This window comes from Dyadobacter sp. 3J3 (genome assembly GCF_009801115.1).
Classification (GTDB): Bacteria; Bacteroidota; Bacteroidia; order Cytophagales; family Spirosomataceae; genus Dyadobacter.
In genome coordinates this window covers 21,834-39,274 of the sequence record NZ_VTOL01000007.1, presented here as the reverse complement: position 1 = coordinate 39,274, position 17,441 = coordinate 21,834, and the positions used below count along the sequence as shown (strand labels likewise).

At 42.8% G+C, this 17,441-nt stretch carries 9 protein-coding genes; 8 read left to right on the top strand and 1 reads right to left on the bottom strand.

Features of this window, described 5'->3' with window-relative positions:
- Positions 1-95 precede the first annotated feature (95 nt).
- The gene (locus tag FZF08_RS16020) at positions 96-1,568 is read left to right on the top strand and encodes an arabinose isomerase (protein ID WP_229216566.1); all 1,473 of its coding nucleotides are present in this window, start codon (positions 96-98) and stop codon (positions 1,566-1,568) included.
- A 380-nt stretch (positions 1,569-1,948) separates the two neighbouring features.
- The gene (locus tag FZF08_RS16015) at positions 1,949-3,019 is read left to right on the top strand and encodes a serine hydrolase (protein ID WP_159470528.1); all 1,071 of its coding nucleotides are present in this window, start codon (positions 1,949-1,951) and stop codon (positions 3,017-3,019) included.
- Between the two features lie 156 nt (positions 3,020-3,175).
- Here the strand turns inward: FZF08_RS16015 and FZF08_RS16010 are convergent, their stop codons facing one another.
- On the bottom strand, positions 3,176-5,929 hold the full coding sequence (locus FZF08_RS16010; protein WP_229216565.1) for a PQQ-dependent sugar dehydrogenase: 2,754 nt from the start codon (positions 5,927-5,929) through the stop codon (positions 3,176-3,178).
- A gap of 445 nt (positions 5,930-6,374) precedes the next feature.
- On the opposite strand from FZF08_RS16010, the gene FZF08_RS16005 reads away from it, so the two are divergent.
- The 6 genes from FZF08_RS16005 to FZF08_RS15980 all read left to right on the top strand — a co-directional run bounded on the left by FZF08_RS16005 (position 6,375) and on the right by FZF08_RS15980 (position 17,287).
- On the top strand, positions 6,375-7,568 hold the full coding sequence (locus tag FZF08_RS16005) for an AGE family epimerase/isomerase (protein ID WP_159470526.1): 1,194 nt from the start codon (positions 6,375-6,377) through the stop codon (positions 7,566-7,568).
- Positions 7,462-8,820 (top strand): sugar MFS transporter, encoded by a 1,359-nt coding sequence (locus tag FZF08_RS16000; RefSeq protein ID WP_229216564.1) that lies wholly within the window; start codon positions 7,462-7,464, stop codon positions 8,818-8,820. The genes FZF08_RS16005 and FZF08_RS16000 overlap by 107 nt, the downstream gene beginning before the upstream one ends.
- On the top strand, positions 8,817-10,430 hold the full coding sequence (locus FZF08_RS15995; protein WP_159470524.1) for a DUF4127 family protein: 1,614 nt from the start codon (positions 8,817-8,819) through the stop codon (positions 10,428-10,430). The genes FZF08_RS16000 and FZF08_RS15995 overlap by 4 nt, the downstream gene beginning before the upstream one ends.
- Positions 10,431-10,539: 109 nt before the next feature.
- Complete coding sequence (locus FZF08_RS15990) at positions 10,540-13,620, top strand: TonB-dependent receptor (protein ID WP_159470522.1); 3,081 nt, start codon at positions 10,540-10,542, stop codon at positions 13,618-13,620.
- Between the two features lie 4 nt (positions 13,621-13,624).
- Positions 13,625-15,319 (top strand): RagB/SusD family nutrient uptake outer membrane protein, encoded by a 1,695-nt coding sequence (locus FZF08_RS15985; protein ID WP_159470520.1) that lies wholly within the window; start codon positions 13,625-13,627, stop codon positions 15,317-15,319.
- 255 nt (positions 15,320-15,574) lie between these two features.
- Positions 15,575-17,287 carry an FAD-dependent oxidoreductase gene (locus FZF08_RS15980; RefSeq protein ID WP_159470518.1) on the top strand — a complete coding sequence of 571 codons (1,713 nt, stop codon included), beginning with the start codon at positions 15,575-15,577 and terminating at the stop codon, positions 17,285-17,287.
- The last annotated feature ends 154 nt before the right edge of the window (positions 17,288-17,441 follow it).

Here is a 17,441-nt window from a genome sequence, read left to right as displayed (position 1 = left end):
AAAGATTTGAAGAGATCATCGATATGAAATCAATCATATCACAGTTTCAGCTTTCGGCCTAGATATAAGTCTTAAAAATAAATTTTTTATAGAAAATGGATAAGCAGTCAGTATTTAATTCAATTGATATTCCCGATGCAATGTCTACCACTTTGAAAGTAGGACTTTTTGGTATAGGGTTGGAGGCCTACTGGTCCCAGTTTGAAGGCTTGAAGCATCGTCTGGAAGGGTACCTCCAAATCGTCGAACAAAAGATCAGCCAGTACGATGTAACCATAGTTAACGCTGGACTCGTGGACAACATAGACAAATCCTTTGAAGCGGGAAAACTGTTTCGAATGCAGGATGTCGATTTGATTTTTCTATACGTGAGTACATACGCGCTGTCTTCGACGGTATTACCGGTGGTACAAAGGACAAATGTGCCTGTTATCATCCTTAATTTATCGCCGCAAGCTTCAATTGATTATAAAAATTTCAATCAATTGACTGACCGGGCAGCTATGACCGGTGAATGGCTGGCCCATTGCTCCGCTTGTCCGGTTCCTGAAATTGCCAATGTTTTTAATAGAATTGGTATCAGGTTTCATCAAATTACCGGTATGCTTGGCGAAGATCCGGAAGCCTGGAATGAAGTTTCTGAATGGCTGGCGGCAGCACGGGTAAAACACATTATGGCATATAACAGGATGGGTTGCATGGGTCATTATTATAGTGGCATGCTGGATATATACACCGATCTTACCCAACAATATGCATCTTTTGGGGGACATATCGAACTCCTTGAAGTAGAGGAGCTCGTCACTCTAAGGGGAAATGTAACAAAGCAGGAAACGGAGGACAGGCTTCAGATGTTTTATCAGGTTTTTGATGTGCAGTCGGACTGTCCTATCCGAGAACTGGAAATGGCGGCCGTTACATCTGTTGCGCTCGACAAGTTGGTGGCGCAGCATAAACTTGGATCGATGGCTTATTACTACAAAGGCACCGGAAACCAGGAAAACGAAGAGGCGATTGCCTCTATTATTCTTGGGAATTCACTGCTGACGGCCAGGGGAATTCCCGTTGCGGGCGAGTATGAAATAAAAAATGCGCAGGCTATGAAAATCATGGATAGCTTCGGAGCAGGTGGCTCGTTCACAGAGTATTATGCGATGGATTATGATGATGACGTAGTACTGATGGGACATGACGGTCCGGGCCATATTGCTATTGCGGAGGGGAAAACTAAGGTTCGACCATTGAAAGTTTACCATGGAAAGGTAGGTAAAGGTGTTTCTGTGGAGATGCGTGTAAAAAACGGTCCGGTTACACTTCTTTCAGTGGTTGAAAAAAAAGGTGGTGGTTTAATACTGCTGGTTGCAGAATCTGAATCAGTGGCTGGACCTATTCTTGAAATTGGGAATACTAATAGCAGGTATAAGTTTCCGATTGGTGCAAGAAAATTTGTGCACGAATGGAACCAGCATGGGCCCGCGCACCACTGCGCGGTTGGGGTAGGTCATATCAGTTCGAAAATTCAAAAACTCGGCGCGCTCTTGAATATGGAAGTGATCAGGGTGTGCTAATTTAAGTTTTTAGTATTTGGATTTATTAATCTCATCTAAAAAGATAATCTGATAATAGTCTATTAGTCTTATTTTAAGCAGATTAGAAATGATTCATACTTTGATATCTGGTGGATATTCCAAAGTATCGAACCCATTGAACACAAAATTATCGCCTGTTCATAAATGTAGTAAACGATAAAACCGGCTGCAATAACAATAAACAATCCAATATTTGAAAAATAGATCAGTCAAAAATCTCAATCAAAATACTATTTTTGAAATGACAGAACACTTTAATCAGCAATGAGGATATTTTCAGTTATAAACTTTCCTATAATTCTTAAAAATTAGCACTGATCAGGTTTTTGTCATAATAAATTTTCCACCTTACTATAGCCATGATGTTAAAAAAAGTAATTTTTGGATGTTTTTTATTGTTTACTGGTTGCAAAACCAATGATTTTGAACCCGGTAAAGATTTTGTTTTGGAATTCATAAAAGACAATCCTGAACGGTCCAGTATTAAACTGGTGAAAAATGATACCGTATTTGCGATGCACAATGGTGATAAAATGATGCCTCTGGCGAGTACTGTCAAAATAATTCTGGCGATTGAATATGCAAGACAGGCCGCTGCCGGGGAAATTGATGCGGATGAAATGGTCCCCGTTGCAGAGTTAGAGAAGTTTCATGTGGCCAATACAGATGGCGGCGCCCACGAAAGCTGGCTTGCATCAGTTTCTGCAAAAATTACAGATCAAAAAATAAGTATCAGGGAAATCTCCAAAGGTATGATACGGTTTAGCTCCAATGCCAATGCAGAGTGGCTGCTTGATAAACTGGGTTCTGAAAAGGTCGCGGCCGAATTGAAAAAGTTAGGAGTCAAAAATCATGATAAACTGTTTTACCTGGTTTCTTCCCTTTTTGTGAGTAAAGAAGCTTTTCCGGGATTGAAGGGAAACTTGCTTGTAGAAAAGCTTCGTGCCATGAGTGACAAAGATTATTTAACTTTTATCAATCTGATCCATAAGAAATTACTCACAGATCCATCATACAAGTCTGACTTGGGCGACTTTGGTATGGATACTCAAAAAGTTTGGTCAGACAGGCTGACTCGTTCTACTGTAACCGAATATGCGGGTATTTTGAAAAAAATCAATGACCGGAAATTTTTTAGTGCCGGCGAGCAGAATTACCTGGATGACGTGATGGAGTATCTGTTAGAGAATCCTGCCAATTCCGAGTGGTTGGAACATGCCGGAATGAAGGGTGGTTCAACGCCGTTTGTTTTAACAAAGGCAGTTTACGCAACGGACAAAAAAGGCAACAAAATAGAATTTGCTTACTTTTTGGAAGATCTTACGAGTGAAGAGAATAGTCGTTTACAAAGTAGCATGAATGATTTTGATCTTACTATTTTGACCAAACCTACGTTTGTACAAAGTATTAAAGAACAGATTCCCAACTAGTATTAAGGAAATAATTGGTGCGGATGCGTAAACAAAAGAGGCGATATAAAAAGTCTGGTTGTTGATTAACATATGGCACTTTGTTTTTTACCATAAAACGCAGGAAGCTTTACATCTTTGTGTAAAACTTCCTGCGCTTTTTGTTTATTACTGATTCTATTTTTCGAAATAAACCCAGTCCAGGGAGCAAAGAAGCACTTTTGACTTGTCAGGGTTGGAAAAAGTAAAAAACAGATCGTAAATGCCGGGCGTAGGTTTTAGCGTAATTTCATATTCCTGCCATTCTGTTTTTACATCTTTCACTTTTCCGGCGGCCACTTTCAGGCTTCCTATTACTTCTCCGGTCGCACTACCTTTTCGGACCTGGATCAATCCGCCCGCACCTTCCTGCTGCACCCTGATTTTTAGTTTTGAAATATGGTTTAGATCAATATGTTTGAAACTGACAAATTTGTCATTTTTAGCCCAGATAGATGAAATATAGCCAGTATTCAAGGTTGCTATAACGACATTGGCACTTCCTTCTTCATAATCTTCAAACTGTACCAGCGGATTCTTTAAAATTATATGACTGCTGCTCGTTAAAGGTTCAATACCTCCTGCGCCCTTATCAGTGTAGCCGGCTTGTAATATATAGGCCCCCACATTTCCCTGACCCTCGTGTTCTGTCAGCTTCCTGTTTCCTTGTAATGCAAGCTGCGTTTTTTGCTGATCGAGGGAGAGGATATAGCGGGAAATTTCCTTGGCCTGTGTTTGGGATAAGTCGGGGTGAGGTGGCATAGGGTAGCTTCCCCAATTCCCGCTTCCGCCTTTAATTATTTTTTCAGCCAGCTTTTCATCATAATTTTCCTTCCCGGCATATCGTTTCGCAACTTCTTTCAAGGCTGGACCGATTGATTTTGTATCCATCGTGTGACAAGCTTTGCAGTCCAGAGAAGCATAGAGTTTTTCAGCAGCTAAATATTTAACATTGCCGTGGCTAGCCCCTGAAAGTACAGAAGCCAGATCTTTGCCAAATTTGAGATAGTCGAGGGATACAGTAATTTTTGATGGATCAATCACCTTTTCTTCTTTGTCCTTTACATTGATTTTGTAATTAAAATCAGAACCATCCCAATAAAAGCTTCGATTGGCGCTGCTGCTGATGTTCACTTCGGGTGGCGTATTGCCAACTTTGACCTGCGTAGTGGCGATTCCCACTCCTCCATGTTGATCCTTAACCGTCAATGAAATGTCATATACACCAGGTTTCGTGAAAATATGGTTAACCGATTGGCCTGCGAGTGCTTTGGAGCCTATCTTCCATTCAAAACGCAATTTATCGCCCGGATCATAGTCTCTGGACTTTTCGGCTGACAAAGTCACCGTTAACGGCGCCGCTCCATACTTTTTGGTAACCTGGATATCAGCAATAGGATTTCTGTTTCCTTCTGAATATTCAACCCGGATCAGTCCTGCATCGGTATTTTTTGCAAACCAGTTGGTCCCGTAAGCCAGCATATAAATCGCCCCGTCCTTTGCTATTTTCATATCCATGGGAGCAATCACTTTTAAATGAGGTAAAAAGGGCTCCATGCTTACATAATTGCCATCTTTGTCGAGTGTTACAGCCATAATCCATTTTCGGATCCACTCGTATATAAATAATTTTCCATTGTAATATTCGGGCAGCTTATACGGAGAGCCAGGGTACAAGTCGGCGTAGTAAACCGGTCCGGCCATAGCACTTGCGCCACCTTTTCCAACCAGAGGCCAGCGTTTGGACTCGCCCTTGCCATACCAGATCATCGCAGGCTGAGCAGGTGGAAGCTGCTTGATTCCCGTATTGTTCGGTGAATTATTAACCGGATGCAGAGGATCTTGTTTCGGGCCTTCCTGTTTTGTCACAAAATCATATTTCGGAAAACCTTCGTTGTTTCCAAGAAAGTAGGGATAACCAAAGAATCCCGGTTTACGGGCCTGATTTATTTCATCATAACTAAGAAAATTTTCTTCAGCCGGGACGTTGGTGTCAGGACCGACATCGCCCCAGTAAACAAAATTATTTTTAGGGTCAACAGACATCCGGAATGGATTCCGGCAGCCCATCACATAAATTTCAGGATATCCCTGCGATCCGTCTTTGGGAAACAGGTTGCCATCCGGAATCGAGTAAGTGCCATCTGCTTCTGGTTTGATACGCAGAATTTTACCTCTCAAATCCCTGCTGTTGGCTGTTGTTCCCTGATCGTCCGATAGTTGTCTGCCTGGCCGTTCATCCGTTGGGTTATGTCCCTCAATTTCCTCTGCGTTAGTATTGTCTCCCGTAGATAAATAAAGTAGCCCATCGGCCGCAAATGTCAGATAACCAGCAGAATGGCAGCAATATGTTCGTTGGGTAGGTATTTGAAGTAATACTTTCTTTGAGGCCATATTGAGCTGCGAGCCGGTTAGCTCGTAGCGTTCCAGATGACTTACATTTTTGTCTCCTCCAACGCCGTAATAAAAATAGATCCAGTTGTTTTTATCAAAAGCCGGATCCACTGCAACACCCAGTAAGCCGTCTTCAATACCGCTGAAAACATTCAGGTTTGCAATGGTCTTTATTTTTTTCTCCTGCGCATCATAAAGCTTCACGGCCCCTTTTCGCTCTACGATCACCACGCTGAGATCCGGCAGAATGGCCATTTCCATAGGTTCGTCCAATCCCTGAGCGAGCATCATGTGGGTAAACCGGCTGCTGTCCGCGGCGATGATATCAGGCAGTAGCGTCCTGGAATGATCAGTAGTGGAACTTCCGGAGAATGTTATTGGCGGTTCGAATCGTTCGTATCCTTCTGACCTTTCGGTACTTTCGAGAACAAGCATAGTACCTCCATAACTCGCTAATGCGGCCACAATCAACCCGCTGATTAATTTTACTGCGATCAATGTCTTCTATTTTTTAAAGGTTTAAGATAAGTTCGGGAAAGTGTAAACTTAATATTATATCTTCTTTATTTAAATCAAATTTAATAAATAATTTAGTAAGATCCTGAATAAAGGGATCCTTTAAGCCGTAACTAATCTAAATTTATTCAAAATTGCTCGGTATTACGATATTTGAAAGGATAGTGAAAATACTTTTTTATGCAAACAGGATTGGAAATTTACTAAAAACGCTCTATTTTAAATGAAAACTTAAATAACGGCGAGAATTATGGTAAAAGTAAAATATTTTCCATGTCTTCGTTTTGGTATCTTAATATTTATATTGTTAATTTGAGCCTAACAAAATAAAATAAATAATTAAGTAATGATTTTTGTCAGATGTTTAAGTTGTTAAACATTATCCTTTGCTCATTCTTGTTCTTTTTAACCTACAATACCTGGATACATGCAATTTGAAAAGTATACCAATTTATATAAGGATACCTTATTAAACAATGTGATACCCTTTTGGTTGATCAATTCGGGCGACCAGGAATTTGGCGGGTATTTTACCTGTCTGGATAATGCGGGGAAGGTTTTTGACACTGATAAATTTGTCTGGCTGCAATGTCGCCAGGTTTGGTGTTTTGCTATGTTATATAATAAAGTTGAGAAAAAGCAGGAATGGCTGGATTTTGCATTGCAGGGTGCGGCATTTCTTGAAAAAAATGGGCGGGATGAAAATGGGAACTGGTATTTTTCTTTAAACCGGGAAGGGATTCCATTGACCCAGCCACATAACATATTTTCAGACTGTTTTGCTTCTATGGCCTTTGGTCAGCTTTACAAGGCAACACAGCATGCGGAACATGCAAAAATTGCCGTGGATACTTTTCATCAAATTCTAAATAAAAAAGACGATGCGAAAGGTAAATATGATAAGAGTTTTCCCGGAACCCGGCCTTTGAAAGGTTTTGCGCTTCCCATGATCCTGTGCAATCTGGTTCTTGAAATTGAACATTTACTTGATCCGGACTTAGTTGAAAAGACAATCCAAAACGGAATTGATACCATTTTGAACCAGTTCTACCGCGCTGATTTAGGTATCATTTTAGAAAATGTTACACCTGATGGAGATTTCTCTGATTCTTTCGAAGGTCGGCTGGTTAATCCCGGTCATGGGATTGAGGCGATGTGGTTTTTGATGGATCTGGCCGAGCGGTCTGGCGATAAGGAACTTTCTCAGAAGGCAATGGAAATAACCCTGAACATTCTCGATTATGGCTGGGACAAAAAACATGGCGGGATCTTTTATTTCATGGACGTAAAAGGTGCTCCGCCCCAGCAACTGGAATGGGACCAAAAACTATGGTGGGTACATGTGGAAACGCTGATCAGTTTGTTGAAAGGGTATTTGCATACGGGCGATGAACGTTGCTGGAGCTGGTTTGAAAAAGTGCATGAATATACCTGGTCGCATTTCGCTGATCAGCAGAATCCGGAATGGTATGGTTATCTGAACCGGCAGGGAGAAGTATTGTTACCTTTGAAAGGTGGAAAGTGGAAAGGCTGTTTCCATGTTCCGCGCGGATTATATCAATGCTGGCAAACGCTGGAAGCAATTGCAGAAAAGAAATCGTCAGAAATTCAATATTCATAATATGGCCGGAATTCCTATCAATACTGTTTCAATGGCCGAGCCAATCGGCGGGCAGAAGCAAAATTACACACCTGCGTTGATCATACTGGCGGTGTTGTATTTCATGATGGGTTTTATTACCTGCCTGAACGATACGCTTGTCCCTTTTTTCAAAAAGGGTTTTACGCTGAGTTATTCCGAGTCTTCTCTTGTTCAGTTTTACTTTTTTCTGACCTACGGAATTGCTTCCATACCTGCCGGGAAAGTTGTTGAAAAAGTAGGCTACAAAAAAGGTATGGTACTGGGTTTTTCAGTGGCAGCCGTTGGCGCATTGTTGTTTTTTCCGGCTTCTGTCATGCACCAGTATTCATTATTTCTGGCTGCTTTATTTATTGTTGCTGTCGGTATTGTGCTTTTGCAGGTTGCGGCCAATCCCTATATAACTATTTTGGGCCCGGCAAAAACCGCGTCTTCCCGGCTCACGCTTATTCAGGGCGTTGGTTCGATCGGTACCACAACGGCCCCACTTTTTGGTGCCTATTATATCCTCGGATCGCTCCGGGATTCGGCTGCTTCCAGCGACGCCGTCAGGTATCCGTATCTGGGCATTGCTGCCGTTTTGATCATTATTGCGCTGATCGTAAGCCGATTGTCATTGCCCGAAATAGTAGCCGGACAAGATATCAATCCGGAAAATGAAGCTTCCCAAAAAAGTGTTTTTTCATTTCGTAATCTGAATTACGGACTAATAGGTTTGTTCGTTTACGTCGGTGCAGAGGTTTCTGTCGGGACTTTTCTTACCAACTACATCGCCGACATTCTAAAAATATCCGAAAGTGCTGCCAACAATTATGTGGCTTTTTACTGGGGAGGCATGCTCGTCGGGCGACTGATAGGATCTGTTTTATTGAAGTCAATAAGAGCCTCGGTTGTGCTGAGCGTGTGCGCTGTGATGGCGATAATTCTCATATTCGTATCTATAAATTCGGAAGGATATCTTGCAGTATGGACTATGATTGCAGTGGGTTTCTGTAATTCGATCATGTTTGCCATCATTTTTTCGCTTTCTGTCAGCGGTTTAGGGAAATATACCACACAGGCGTCCGGACTTTTATCAACGGCTATTGCAGGTGGAGCCATTATTTCTTTTTGTCAGGGGTTATTGATTGACAATTCGACCTGGAAAATTGCCTTCATATTGCCCATGGTCTGTTACATCTACATTCTGTTTTACGGGCTGAATGGTTATAAATCTAAATTTAGCAGTTTATGAAAAACTACATTTCTCTGCTCATTATTTTATTGATCGGTGTGCAAACCTTTGCCCAGAAAACAGCCAGGTTAAGCTCAAAAATTTTATTTATTCCGTTGGATGCGCGCCCGCCTTGTTTAAAAATGACGGAAAAAATGGGACTGATTGGCGATGCGGAAGTTATTTCACCGCCTTTGGAATTGCTTGGGAATTTTCAGCTTCCGGGACAGTCTGAAAAGATCAATGAATGGATTTTGAAACAGGACCTGCAATCTTACGACGCTGCGATAATCGTTCTGGATATGATTGCTTACGGAGGACTGGTGGCTTCGCGAAAGTTCATGATCGAATCGCCGGAGGCCATGTCCAGAATTGAAGTAATGAATCAGATAAGACAAAAAGCTCCGGATCTCAAAATTTATGGGCAGAGTGTGATCATGCGTTTGGCTCCGAGTGCGGACGGGAAAAACGAGGCTTACCGGGAAAAGCTTGCAAACTGGGCGAAAGTCTCACCGGATAAAGATGAAAAAACGAAATCCCAGGTTTTAAAACTGGAACAGGATATTCCCGCGGCTATGCTTGCCGACTATAAAAGGGCACGAGAACGTAACTACAAAATCAATTTGAAAGCGATAGATTTCGTAAAAACAGGACTGATCGATTACCTGATTCTGTCGCAGGACGATGCTTCTCCAAAAGGTGTGCATGTTGTGGACAGGGAAAATCTGATAAAACTACGGGACGACTTAAAGCTAACCCAAAAAATTGCCATTCAACCCGGTGCGGACGAAGTTTCGATGTTGCTGCTGGCAAGAGCTTTGAATAAACAGTACAATATATCTCCGAAAATCAAGGCTGTTTATTCTTCTGAAAAGTTAAAAAACACAGTGATGCCCTTTGAAGACCGGATTCTTTCTGAAACGGTAAGTCAACATATTAAAGCAACAGGATCTCGGGAAACGGAAAGCGAAAATCAGGCCGACATTTTGTTTTATGTATACCCGTCCAGACACGAAGCGGGTATTGCCGAAACATTTGCCAGGGAAATTGAACAAAAGGTAAAGGCAGGCAAACGGGTAATCGTCGCTGATATTGATCCGGTTGGAAATGTGCAGGGAGGAGATTCAGTATTTACAGAAGCATTGGAAAAAAGACGCGTTTTTTCGCAGCTCAATGGTTACGCTTCCTGGAATACCGCCGGAAATACCATTGGGACGGCTTTGCCGCACGGAGTCGTTTTTGCACTTGCAGATTCCAGATTTATGAAAAACAAAACAGTTGCCGTGCGTGTGTGGACTGCTCAAAACTGGTTCATGATCAACCGGGTGATGGACGATTATTATTACCACAATCTGGTTAGGGCCAAGGCGAATACCTACTTGTCTGCCGGAAAAAAAATGCCAAGCGCGACACTGATGAACCATCAGGACAATCAGAAAGTCGAAAAATATTGTTTAGGTCTCCTGCAAAATCATATGAATTTATTTATTGGAAATTATTTCAATAAAAATCAAAACCCGCAGAAAAATGTAAGATGTACCGGACCTGTAAATTTAACCTTTGACCTGCCATGGAACCGTACTTTTGAGGCAGATATTGATTTTGATATCCGCTGTCAATTGACCCGGTAATCGCTGTTATTCCTAAACCCTTTAAAATTTTAATACCTAATGACGCGTGCTTTACCGGTTTTTTACCGGCTTGAAAAACTATGTCTTATCTAAACCCAATGACTGACTAATGCAGAATTTTACAATGAAAAAACGGCACATGCGCTGGTGGCTTGCAGTGCTCTTTACAATTTGTCAGCAGTATTATGCCGCAGCCCAAAGTCCGGAACTACGAGGGAAAGTAACAGAAAGTACCGGAGGGACATTACCCGGCGTAACCGTTTTGATCAAAGGAACTTCCAATGGAACCACAACGGATGCCGACGGAAATTATAAACTGCCATTAGTCCAGAATTCTGGCACTGTTGTTTTCTCCTTTATGGGTATGGTAAGCCGGGAAGTTGCTTTCGACGGTCCGGGTGAAGTTAATATATCGCTTGTTTCCGATAGCAAAACGCTGAATGAACTGGTGGTTGTAGGTTATGGAATTCAGAAAAAAGTAAATTTAACAGGCGCAGTTTCGGTTATTGACGGAGAAAAACTAACGAACAGGCAGGTCGCTTCTACCTCCCTGGCTTTGCAGGGCGCCGCGCCAGGCGTTACTATTACCCAGCAATCGGGTGTTCCGGGTGGGGATGCGGGGACGATACGTATACGGGGGATCGGTTCCATTAACGCAGGTCAAAATCCGCTTGTTTTGATAGATAATGTCGAAATGAATCTGGATGCGATCGACCCGAATAATATTGAAAGTATTTCGGTACTGAAAGATGCGGCTGCGGCTGCTATTTATGGCTCGCGCGCTGCAAATGGGGTGATCCTCATCACAAGTAAGCGGGGAGCGACCGGCATTAATGTCAGTTATAATGCCTATGTTTCCAATCAGAGCCCGACCGATTTACCTCAAAAAGTGAACGCTTTGGAGCACATGAAATATTGGGATATTGCCCAGACCAACAGTGGTTTGCCGGCTGCTTTCACAAGTCAGATTGCAGCGTATGAAAAAAACGGGCCGGACAATTTTTCGCTCTTCAATACGGATTGGAAAAAACTGGTGCTCACAGGAAACGGCATGATGCAAAACCATAACCTGAACATTTCCGGTGGCACAGACCGGATCAAAGTTTTCGGTTCGGGAAGTTTTTTGGATCAGAACGGTTTGACGGCGAATACAAATTTCAAGCGGGCAGATTTTCGTTTCAATACGGATATTGCCATTTCCAAAAAACTTTCAGCGTCAATGGATCTGGTTTTAAACAGGACCAACCGACTTTGGCCGGGACAATCTTCGCCGCAGGCTATTATTCGTCAGATGCTGGGTTTTCCAGCGACCACACCGGGGCAGTATGATAGCGGAGAATGGGGGGAAGGCTGGTCCAATGCAAATCCGGCAGCGCAGGCGGAGGATGGCGGTTTTGCCAGAAGCATTACCAATTCGCGGATCATCAAAGGTACACTTACCTACAAACCAGTCGATGGTCTTGAAATCCTGGCCACATTCAGCTCGAATTACTATACTACTCATGGCCGTACTTTTACGGATCAGTATAAAATTTACAATGCAGATCCGAGTACCAAAACCTTGGTACTCGCTCGTTCCTGGCCCGCATTGAACTCTTTATCCGACAACAATTCAGAGAATACGCAAAACCTTTTCCGTACACAGGCTACGTATAACAAAGCACTTGGAAAACATAATTTTACAATCCTCGGAGGATTCAGTACGGAAGATTTCAGTACTTCAAATGTGAATACTTTTCGTCAGAACTTGTTATCTCCCGACCGACCCTATTTGGACAGCGGCGATCCGCTGGGCCAAACCATCAGCGGCGGTGCAAGCAAATATTCAATGGTTTCGGCATACGGCCGTTTGAATTATAACTACAATGAAAAGTACTTGCTGGAAGTAAATGGGAGAATGGATGCTTCGTCCCGTTTCAGACAAGAAAACTGGTGGAAATTATTTCCTTCTGTTTCCGGGGGATGGCGTATGTCTCAAGAGAATTTCTGGTCTTCTTTCAGTCATATCGTCAATGACGCGAAACTGCGTGCCTCTTACGGAACGCTGGGAAACCAAAATCTGATTCGAAACGATGTGCAGGATTATTATCCAAGTTATTCCACATTTTATTCGGGTTCGGCCTACAACTACTATTTCAACAATGTCGTCAATGCCGGGTATGCCCTGACTTCCGCTGCTAACCCGAACATCAAGTGGGAATCATCTAAAATTCTGGATATCGGAGCTGACTTTGGCTTGCTGAGAAATCGCCTGACGGTGACTGCCGATTATTTCCAACGCGATATTACCGACATGCTTCAGCTTGTACCCATTCCGGGTTACGTTGGTCTGGCATCTCCGTTTGTCAATGTTGGTTCAATGCGCAATAAAGGGTGGGAGCTTGCCATCGGCTGGAAAGACAAGGTAAGGGATTTTAATTACCAGGTGCAGTTCAATATTTCGGATGTTAAAAACAAAGTTCTTCAAAACGGAGGCAAGCCAATCATCAATGGCTCAACCATTCAGCAGGAGGGATATGCGCTGGATTCGTATTATGGCTACCAGGCGATGGGGTTATTTCAGTCCGACGAGGAAGTCAAAAATGCTCCTTTTCAATATGGGAATACTGCTGCCGGTGATATTCGTTACAAAGATATCAGCGGCCCCGACGGCGTTCCGGATAATAAAATCGACAGCTACGATCGGACGATCCTGGGTAACTACTTTCCCCGTTATGAATACAGTTTCAATCTGGCGGCGCAGTATAAAGGTTTCGATCTTACCGGTTTTTTTCAGGGTGTAGGCAAAAAAGATAATTATTTGTCAGGTACAGGCTCGCAGCCATTTTACTCCTCTGATTTTCAGGGATCAATGTTTAAATACCAGGAAGATTTCTGGACACCTGAAAATAAAGGTGCTGCGTATCCCCGTCTGACGGCGAACAGTATCCCCAATAATTATGTGACCTCTTCGTACTGGGTAAAATCTGCTTCTTACCTGCGCATTAAAAACGTTGTGCTGGGCTACACACTGCCCAAATTGCTGACAGAAAAAGTAAAGATAAAATCAGCCCGCATTTATTTGAGCGGACAAAATCTGGTTACCTGGACCAAGTTCTTTCCCGGATTTGATCCTGAACAAAGGGATACCGGCGGACAGTTTTATCCGATCATGAAGACGTACACTGTGGGTATTAACATTAAGTTCTAAGAAAATGAAAAAGAAAATTGTATATATCGTAGGGCTTTGCCTGTCATTGCAAGTGTTTTCGGGCTGTAAAGATTATCTCGAACAGGCACCACTGGCTTCGCCTGCAACCGGCCAGTTCTTCAACAATCAAACAGAAATGAATGCAGCACTTACGGCTGTGTATAAATCTGCGTATTGGAACACAGGAAATACACCTTATCAGTCACTGACGGATGGCTGGACCGATATCGCTTTACTGCGTGCCCCGGATATGGGTGAAGGAAATTTTGATGTTTTTAATGCCAACGCAAAATCAATCTGGACGCTGGCTTACACGACTATCCAACGGGCCAACACCATGATCGACGGTATGGAAGCAGGAAAAGCGAATGTTCCGGAAGCAGTCTACAACCGGATGCAGGCAGAAGCCAGAGGCGTCCGCGCGTTCGCCTATTTTTTTCTGGTCAATCTGTATGGCGATGTTCCTTTGATTACAAAGCCTTTGTTACCCGCTGATTTTTATTTGCAGGTTCGTTCCCCAAAAGCTGAGGTGATTAAATTTATCTATGAAGACCTGGATGCTGCGGCCCGGATACTGGATTGGGCTCCGGTTGATCGTGGCCGGATGTCAAAAGCTGTCGTGTTAGGAATAAAGGCGCGCACTGCCTTTTACAACAAAGAATATAAAGTTGCAGCGGATGTAGGTAAACAGATTATGGACGGGGCAGGACTTGGACTGAATCCAAAATTCCAGGATCTTTTTACGAAGGCAGGTCAGGCTCCAAATGCCGGAAAAGAGATTATGTTTGAAATTCTTTATACGGATGCAGATGCCAATTCGGTTACCTATCTTCCTTTGGGAAGTATTTCAAGAACAGCGGGCGGACAATCCGGCCGATTCCCGCAGCAGCGCCTGGTGGATATGTTTGAAGCAAAAGATGGAAAACGTATCGATGAATCAAAGGTGTATGACCCAAAAAATCCAAGGCTGAACCGTGACTCGCGTTTGAAATATACCGTAGCGATCCCGGGTGATACCATTACGATGAACCAGGCCACTTTTGTTTACGATATTTACAAGAATACAACCTCCGTCAAAAACGCGGACGGCACCTGGACTACCAAAGCAAATGCTGATTTTGATAATGCTTACGGACCTTCAAAAAGTGGTGTGGGTTTGCTTCATGCAAAGTATACGTTTACCGGCGAAAATGCTTTTACAGCACGGGTAAATTTTATAATGATGCGTTATGCAGAGATTTTGCTTACCTATGCAGAGTCAAAAATTGAACTGAACGAAATCGATGCTTCCGTAATTAACGCGATAAATCTGGTCCGTAAAAGAGCCGGGCAGCCCGAAGTAGAAGCGGCAATAACGGATAATCAAAACAAGTTGCGCCAGCTTGTGCGCAGAGAACGTACGGTGGAACTGGCCATGGAAGGTTTCCGCTGGTTTGATATCCGCCGCTGGGATATAGCCTCGATTGTTATGCCTCAAAAAATTATTGGCATCGCAAAAGATCCGGCAATAACACCTGCAATACCTGATTTTAAAACCAGTACTGTGAACGATTTAAATAATATTCCAACCTACGCCGCCAGCGAAAGTACACGTATGCTTCGCGAGGTCCGTTTCTGGTATCCAAAATTGAATCTTTTACCAGTTCCTCAATCCGAACGCGATATCAATCCGAAACTAACGCAAAATCCTGAGTGGTAACGGTATAAGGTTGCACAAAGATTTTTGGAGGCTAAATGAGATCCATGAAGTTTTATTTGTAAAATTTGCCATCCGATACGACTCTCGTTTTACTTTTCTGGCTCTTTGTGTATCCTCTGTCAACAACGGGTAAGTAGTAGCGAAAAATTAGTTAATATTATCGATTTTTATAAGGATCTGTAAATCGTCCGGTCAATAAGCTAATCGCTTACAACTAATTGCTAACAGCTACTTATCCTTCATTACATTTGAATTATGAATCGTAGAAATTTCATTGAAAATATGGCAGTAAGCAGCGGCGTTCTCGCCACGGCTTCTGCTTTTGTACCAGCAACAGTAAAAGCGCAGCAGGCAGAATCTGTTTCCGGGAAAACAAAACTTAACGCAGATGTCGTAATTGCGGGCGGAGGCTTGGGTGGCTGTGCCGCTGCATTGGCTGCTTTAAGAAATGGGTTGTCGGTAATTTTAACCGAGGAGACAGACTGGGTAGGAGGGCAACTAAGCCAGCAGGGCGTTCCGCCAGACGAGCACATCTGGATCGAAACGCATGGGGCTACCCAGCTATACCGCGATTTCCGTACTGCTATCCGCCAGTATTATATCCGGAATTATCCACTCACTGAATCTGCAAAAAACAGAAAAAACCTCAATCCGGGCGACGGTTCTGTGTCCAAACTTTGTCACGAACCGCGTGTTGCTGTGGCCGTTTTAAATGAGCTGTTTGCACCTTATATCAGTACCGGTAAACTTACTCTGCTTCTTGAACATAAAGTCATTTCAGCTTCAACCGATCAAAATCAGGTTAAGGCACTTGAAGCGATTAATCTTAAAAGTAATGCAAAGTTTATTCTATCGGCTCCCTACTTTGTGGATGCTACTGAAATGGGCGATTTGCTCCCTTTGACGGGAACTGAATTTGTAACGGGGACAGAAGCAAAAAGTGAAACAAATGAGCTCCATGCACCTGAAAAAGCAGATCCTGAAAATAACCAGGCATTCACCGTTTGTTTTGCCATCGATTATGTTCCGGGAGAAAATCACCTCATTGAAAAACCGAAGCAATATGAGTTCTGGAAAAATTTTGTACCAAAAATGACCAAACCCTGGTCGGGGAAATTACTGGATTTGTCGTACTCAAATCCCAAAACGCTCGAACCAAAAGCACTGGGTTTTCATCCCGAAGGTTTGATGATGGGCGATATGCTGAACTTATGGAACTACCGGAGAATTATCAATAAGGAAAATTTTAATAAAGGAACATACGCAGGTGACATTACAATTGTCAACTGGCCCCAAAATGATTATTTCCTTGGTAATCTGATTGGAGCGAGTGAAAAGGATTCCAAAAAATACTTTGAAGGTGGAAAACAGCTGAGTCTTTCACTTTTATACTGGCTGCAAACCGAAGCGCCTCGTCCGGATGGGGGAAAAGGCTGGCCCGGGATCCGGTTGAGAAAAGACATCATGGGAACCGAAGACGGCCTTGCCAAATATCCCTACATCCGTGAGTCGCGCAGAATCAGGGCTGTTTTTACAATTAAGGAAGAGCACGTCGGTGCCGATAACCGCGTGCTTATTACCGGAAAAAAGGATAATACGGCTGCTGAATTCTATGATAGTGTTGGGGTAGGGTATTATCACATCGATCTCCATCCGAGCACTTCGGGGAATAATTATATTGATTTTGGGTCACTTCCGTTTCAAATTCCATTAGGCGCTTTGTTACCAAAACGAATGGAAAATCTTTTACCAGCCAATAAAAATATTGGGACAACACATATCACCAATGGCTGTTACCGTTTGCATCCCGTGGAGTGGAGTATCGGAGAATCTGTCGGACTTTTAATTACCTATGCTTTGGACAGAAAAGTGATCCCGAAGGCTGTGCGTGAAAAGGAAGAGCTGCTGAAAGAATTTCAGGAATTCATCAAAAAACAAGGCGTTGAAACGCACTGGCCAAAAGCCTGAAAAATCAATTAGTCAGCATTAGAATTAATGAAGTAATGATACTTTCTTCATACTTACTAAAACGATTACTGAAATTGCTTGATCCATGCGTTAATTCAAGTGGAGATATGCAGATTTTATTCTTGAAAGTAAGTAAGTTTGAAGAAAGTATCAG

Excerpts from the sequence above, each read along its gene's own strand:
- FZF08_RS16020 (WP_229216566.1), top strand. The coding sequence starts at position 96 with ATGGATAAGCAGTCAGTATTTAATTCAATTGATATTCCCGATGCAATG.
- FZF08_RS15990 (WP_159470522.1), top strand. The coding sequence starts at position 10,540 with ATGCAGAATTTTACAATGAAAAAACGGCACATGCGCTGGTGGCTTGCA.
- FZF08_RS15985 (WP_159470520.1), top strand. The coding sequence starts at position 13,625 with ATGAAAAAGAAAATTGTATATATCGTAGGGCTTTGCCTGTCATTGCAA.
- FZF08_RS16015 (WP_159470528.1), top strand. The coding sequence starts at position 1,949 with ATGATGTTAAAAAAAGTAATTTTTGGATGTTTTTTATTGTTTACTGGT.
- FZF08_RS15980 (WP_159470518.1), top strand. The coding sequence starts at position 15,575 with ATGAATCGTAGAAATTTCATTGAAAATATGGCAGTAAGCAGCGGCGTT.
- FZF08_RS16005 (WP_159470526.1), top strand. The coding sequence starts at position 6,375 with ATGCAATTTGAAAAGTATACCAATTTATATAAGGATACCTTATTAAAC.
- FZF08_RS15995 (WP_159470524.1), top strand. The coding sequence starts at position 8,817 with ATGAAAAACTACATTTCTCTGCTCATTATTTTATTGATCGGTGTGCAA.